Here is a 408-nt window from a genome sequence, read left to right as displayed (position 1 = left end):
GCTTCGGCTGTCCCTGTGGGTTCTGTTGGCCCTGCGGGCCCTGCGGTTGTTTCTGCTGCCCGTTCTGCGGTGGCTTCTGTTGATCCTGGCCTTGGCCGCCCCCGGATGGCCTGCGCTTGCGTGCGGCATCGACCACGGCGCGGTTGGCCACTGCATCGGCCATGCCCGGATGCAGCGCCAGTGCGCGGTCGTAGGCGGCGATCGCTTCGTCGTAGTTGCCTTCGCGTGCAAGTGTGTTGGCCAGGTTGTACCAACCGGCATCGCTGTCGATGCCTTCGAACTGTCTGCGTGCAGTGGCGAAGTCGCCCTTGCGGTAGGCCTGAACCCCCTCGGCCAGGCGTTGATGCTGCAGCTGGTCGCTGCGCTTCCACGGCGTGCCCTGCGCCGGCTGCGAGACAGGCGTCGCAG

The 408-nt window shown here is 67.4% G+C and carries 1 protein-coding gene; it reads right to left on the bottom strand.

Going from position 1 to position 408, the window contains the following annotated elements:
* A partial coding sequence (locus JZ791_RS44440; protein WP_216904020.1) for a tetratricopeptide repeat protein occupies positions 1–408 on the bottom strand: 408 nt, incomplete at both ends.

The sequence above is a fragment of the Nocardia alni genome, assembly GCF_019038435.1.
GTDB classification, from domain to species: domain Bacteria; phylum Actinomycetota; class Actinomycetes; order Mycobacteriales; family Mycobacteriaceae; genus Nocardia; species Nocardia alni.
This window is presented reverse-complemented; position numbering and strand designations above follow the sequence as displayed.